Consider the following 3954-nt stretch of genomic DNA (forward strand, 5'->3'; position numbering starts at 1 on the left):
GTGATGTTTTTTCTGTCAGACGTTCCGCGATTACAACTATCGCTATAAATACCCCAGGCATCAATCTTTTTAGTTATCTCACCCCATTCAGATTAAGAAAACCAATCATTATAACACAAAATCAATTCTGCAAGAGGTCTACTAAATACTTGAGAGAACAACTGATCACAATTCTCACTGCCAGAAACGATGCCATTGTCAACTCCACTAACGAGAAGATCATTAGTTGATGCACTTGTAATAGCCCCTATAAAATTATTAGTACCGCCAGAAATGTTTCCACCAATGTTAGGGTTGACAGTTCCTAGCCCTAGATTATCTGGAATCACTTTGTTAGCTGCGATGATGGTATTGCTAGCAGAAAAGATACCTGAATCATTGCTAATTCCTCCACCTTTGCCAATACCATTGTTGTCAGAGTCAGCAGTGTTATTAGTAACGATACTATTAATTAAGGTGACTTGGCTTGAGTTAAAGATGCCGCCACCACTGCCAGTAGCTTGATTGCCAAAGACAATGCTGTTAAGTAGCGTGAATTTGCCCTCAATAGAGTTAAAGACGCCGCCACCATTGCCACTAAACGTATCTCCAGATAGGCTGCTGGTAATTGTATCTGTGCCAAACACAAAGATGTCGCTATCAGAAACTGCTGAATTTTTACTAATGGTGCTGTTACTGACTGTAACTTTGCCAGTATTGTTTATCCCGCCTCCTTTATCAGATTGATTGCTGGAGAGAGTGCTGTTGCTGATTATGATTCTCCCAAAGTTGTTGATCCCGCCGCCGAATAAAGATGAATTTTGGGCGATAGTGCTGTTGTCGATTATGAGCATACCGCCGTTAGCGACCCCGCCGCCGACTCCTTCAGTAGTCGAATTGCTGCTAATGGTGCTGCTGTTAATATTAGCGGTCCCAAAATTAGCGATCCCTGCGCCAGAGAAAGCTGAATTGCTACTAATGGTACTGCTGTTGATTGTCAGGTTTTCTAAGTTGAGGATGCCGCCACCGTTATCAACACTAGTTCCACCAGTAATTGTCAGTCCAGTAACCTCTACTTTAATTTGATTATTACTATCTTGATCATTGACGTTAAAGACACGGCTAGCATTGTTACCACTAATAGTAAGATTGCTTGACTCTTTGCCATTAATGATAATTGTATCGGTGATTATTAGCTCCCCACTAGTTAGGGTAATGGTATCAGCAATGTTATCCTCGAATGTTGTACCAGTAAAACTAATTGTATCTGCGCCGTTCGTGTTATTAGCTTGTGTAATCGCGTCCCGCAGAGAACCTGCACCAGTATCATTGATGTTAGTGACGTTGAAGTTAGCCATAAAATTTTGTGCTGTGGAAGTAAAATTTTGTGTCACTGAAAACAAGGTGATTCCTCGAACAGCACACATCTTGTAAAGTATAACTATTTGCTTGATCAAGCAAGAATATTGTAGTGAAATGGCGAAACTAAGTTTTTAATAATGATTTATCAATTCGGAACACCTTCAAGGGGAGAAAGTAGGGAAGCTGCTATGAGCTGCCATGCAACGGTTCAATGCCGCAACCAATGGTTTGCTGCATTGAACTTCCCAACAGTTGCCACCGAATAAATTAACCGCTTTAACGCCTTTGGCATCACCGTACCGAAACGGGAAAATTGTCAGCTTTGGTTGAAAGCCTTATACAGTAATGTTTTCAGTCAGGTAAAATAAATTGACGTAGCCAACGCTTGAATCGTGTTGACAACGCATCATCTCAATTTGCCCAATAATTTGCTCTTCTTTCCAAACGTGTACACAACTGTTCAGGATTTCTGTGATTCGCTGTCTCAGCCACTGCAAATATTCTTCAGATCCGCTTCCATCCTTTTTATAAAACCGAGTGGCTGAACCAAAGCTGCAAATGAAAGAGTCTGCTCTGAACTGAACGCATAAATCTTGACCCCTCACCGTGCCGAAACGGTAAGTATGGGGTTCTCTTTCCCCTTTTCCTTTCTTCACACTCTTGTTTGAGCGAAAAATAAGCTAATGTATTTAATTTATTAGATACATACATCAGCTTTTGACTTACCCCAAGATTTCAATCACAGCCGCTAGAATAGCTGGTGCTTTGTCTGAAACCGGAATGAATACCCGCTTGCACCAGTTGATGATCTCGGTGAAACATCCAACAGCTAAGAGTCGCTCTGCAAGTGAAATAGCATTAACCAGTTCTATGCGAGGTTCTGCGGCAATGTAAGAACGCCGTAAAGTTACGCCACCCGGTAACTGCTGGGAATAGCCTTCGTTTAGCACCAGTGAAACAAGTTCTGCTGGGCTTAACAACTGGTTCTTCAGTCCGAGTTGTTCGCGCACAGTTTGGATGTCGGAAGCATTCACTACCCGCCCTAAAATTTTCTGCCCATCGCTGGTTTGTAGTCGGAATACTCGACTATTCTGCTGTGGTAGTATTTTCCAGATGGGTAGGAGAATACCAGTTACCAAATGCAGGTAATCGGTTGTGAATTTGGGCAGTGTGTCCACTTCAGTAGACCATGCCGCAATAAACGTATCAGCCGAAACCTGCCGCCAAGTGGAAGAATTCAGTTGTTCGACTATGATACGAGTTTCTTTTTGTGGACGGACGAGCAAAACCCTTGGCACAACGCCACCTTCAGCATCGAATATACTATGGGTTGGAATTGTTACCGCCGCACTACCTTTCTGATTCACCATGAATTGCCCTTGGTACTTGGCAGCGAACTCCAACATCTCAATAGCCGTTTTGATGTTGTTCTTCTGGGTGCGTTGTACTTTCAAGTAATTGGTGACGCTACCAGTTTGAGCATGAGTATATACAGCTTCCTGGCTCTCAACAGTAAACCGTTCAGCCCGGAGTGTCTCTACACCCATCTCGTAGACACCAGCCGCGATCGCTGCTTCAATCTGCTGACTTAGCAACAACTCGAACCTCTCGAAAATCACGTTTTGCATATCAATTCGTAGAGCCAATAGTCGGTTGAGGAATTGCCGCAATGGGGGCAAGTCGATTTTCATCCCGCCTTCGTGGGAAGTGAGCGAGAGTCCTGTCATTTGCTCAAAAGTCCCTAATGGAACTTCATAAAATCGACCAAGGTATATTTGTCTGAATAACTCATACAGGGCGTGTTCTGCATAGTTCGACTCTAGATTATCTTGTACCGAGAATATCCCATTGCCACCTGTCTGCCGTTGACCACGAGTAAGAGCGCCCAAGCTATCCAGCCGTCGAGCAATAGTGCTGATGAATCGGCGTTCACCTATAACGTTCGTCGTGACTGGTCTGAACACGGGCGCAGATGCTTGGTTTGTGCGGTGCGATCGCCCAAGCCCTTGGATTGCGTTGTCTGCTCTCCAGCCGGCTTCTAAAAGATAGTGCGATCGCCGCCGACGATTCACAGCATTTAGACCAGCATGATAACTTCTGCCTGTCCCACCAGCGTCAGAGAAGATAAGAATTTGTTTCTCGTCCGCCATGAATGCAGCAGTTTCAGCAATATTCGCCTCACCACCGCGTGAATCCACAAACAAACGCCCTGAATCATCTTTCAAAACTCGCTTGCTACGACCTGTAACTTCAGCCACTTGCTTATTACCGAAGTGCCACAGCAATTGTTCTAATGCACCAGGAATTGGATCAAGGCTGGCGAGTTTGTCTACTAAGGCATCTCTCAAGGCTACAGCTTCTTGGGAGATAACCGGAGAGCCATCAGCGTCAAAGACTGGCTCGGATCTTTCTTCTCCATCCTCGCCAGAATGGATGGAATGAAGATGTGCGATTCGTTGCTTAGTGAATCTCGGTATCCAGTCCGTACATAACTAAGCCAGCCCGACAGCAGATTACTGTCACTAAAGGCTGAACTCTCGGTCAGATGTAGGTGAAAGCCCTACCATTCAGACTCAGAATTGACTCCTTATCTGCCCACACCGAACAAGCTCG

Annotated in this window: 3 protein-coding genes; all 3 read right to left on the reverse strand. The window is 44.5% G+C overall.

Annotated features, from left to right (window positions below; all coding sequences use genetic code 11):
• Window positions 1–92: 92 nt before the first annotated feature.
• The 3 genes from H6G26_RS39590 to H6G26_RS39600 all read right to left on the reverse strand — a co-directional run bounded on the left by H6G26_RS39590 (window position 93) and on the right by H6G26_RS39600 (window position 3689).
• Window positions 93–1337, reverse strand: coding sequence for a hypothetical protein (locus H6G26_RS39590; RefSeq protein WP_206757591.1), 1245 nt, complete (start codon window positions 1335–1337; stop codon window positions 93–95).
• A gap of 339 nt (window positions 1338–1676) precedes the next feature.
• Window positions 1677–1997 (reverse strand): hypothetical protein, encoded by a 321-nt coding sequence (locus tag H6G26_RS39595; protein ID WP_190737349.1) that lies wholly within the window; start codon window positions 1995–1997, stop codon window positions 1677–1679.
• 66 nt (window positions 1998–2063) lie between these two features.
• Window positions 2064–3689 carry a strawberry notch C-terminal domain-containing protein gene (locus H6G26_RS39600; RefSeq protein ID WP_242054347.1) on the reverse strand — a complete coding sequence of 542 codons (1626 nt, stop codon included), beginning with the start codon at window positions 3687–3689 and terminating at the stop codon, window positions 2064–2066.
• Between the last annotated feature and the right edge of the window lie 265 nt (window positions 3690–3954).

The organism is Nostoc sp. FACHB-888, from assembly GCF_014696655.1.
In the GTDB taxonomy this organism is placed as follows: Bacteria; Cyanobacteriota; Cyanobacteriia; order Cyanobacteriales; family Nostocaceae; genus Nostoc.